This window comes from Mangrovibacter yixingensis (assembly GCF_020523985.1).
GTDB lineage: Bacteria > Pseudomonadota > Gammaproteobacteria > Enterobacterales > Enterobacteriaceae > Mangrovibacter > Mangrovibacter yixingensis.
This window is the reverse complement of the sequence record NZ_JAIVKM010000021.1, coordinates 1-1329: the sequence shown is the minus strand read 5'-3', so window position 1 is coordinate 1329 and position 1329 is coordinate 1. Positions and strand designations below refer to the sequence as shown.

The following is a 1329-nucleotide window of genomic DNA, read 5'->3' as shown; positions in this document are numbered from 1 at the left end:
CAACCGGATTTGCCTGGTCACTCCACCTTCACGCTTAAACCGGGACAACCGTCGCCCGGATGACACAGCCTTCTCCGTCCCCCCTTCGCAGTAACACCAAGTACAGGAATATTAACCTGTTTCCCATCGACTACGCCTTTCGGCCTCGCCTTAGGGGTCGACTCACCCTGCCCCGATTAACGTTGGACAGGAACCCTTGGTCTTCCGGCGTGCGGGTTTTTCACCCGCATTATCGTTACTTATGTCAGCATTCGCACTTCTGATACCTCCAGCATGCCTCACAGCACACCTTCACCGGCTTACAGAACGCTCCCCTACCCAACAACATATAATGTCGCTGCCGCAGCTTCGGTGCATGGTTTAGCCCCGTTACATCTTCCGCGCAGGCCGACTCGACCAGTGAGCTATTACGCTTTCTTTAAATGATGGCTGCTTCTAAGCCAACATCCTGGCTGTCTGGGCCTTCCCACATCGTTTCCCACTTAACCATGACTTTGGGACCTTAGCTGGCGGTCTGGGTTGTTTCCCTCTTCACGACGGACGTTAGCACCCGCCGTGTGTCTCCCGTGATAACATTCTCCGGTATTCGTAGTTTGCATCGGGTTGGTAAGCCGGGATGGCCCCCTAGCCGAAACAGTGCTCTACCCCCGGAGATGAATTCACGAGGCGCTACCTAAATAGCTTTCGGGGAGAACCAGCTATCTCCCGGTTTGATTGGCCTTTCACCCCCAGCCACAGGTCATCCGCTAATTTTTCAACATTAGTCGGTTCGGTCCTCCAGTTAGTGTTACCCAACCTTCAACCTGCCCATGGCTAGATCACCGGGTTTCGGGTCTATACCCTGCAACTGGACGCCCGGTTAAGACTCGGTTTCCCTGCGGCTCCCCTATACGGTTAACCTTGCTACAGAATATAAGTCGCTGACCCATTATACAAAAGGTACGCAGTCACCCCATTAAGAGGCTCCCACTGCTTGTACGTACACGGTTTCAGGTTCTTTTTCACTCCCCTCGCCGGGGTTCTTTTCGCCTTTCCCTCACGGTACTGGTTCACTATCGGTCAGTCAGGAGTATTTAGCCTTGGAGGATGGTCCCCCCATATTCAGACAGGATACCACGTGTCCCGCCCTACTCATCGAGCTCACAACAGGTGCATTTTTGTGTACGGGGCTTTCACCCTGTGTCGCCGGCCATTCCGGACCGTTCCACTAACACACCTGCTGATTCAGACTCTGGGCTCTTCCCCGTTCGCTCGCCGCTACTTGGGGAATCTCGGTTGATTTCTTTTCCTCGGGGTACTTAGATGTTTCAGTTCTCCCGGTTCGCTTTC

Annotated in this window: 1 rRNA gene; it reads right to left on the bottom strand. The window is 54.0% G+C overall.

The window, feature by feature from the left end:
• Positions 1-1329: ribosomal RNA gene (locus LC084_RS23140) — 23S ribosomal RNA — on the bottom strand; the annotation flags it as partial.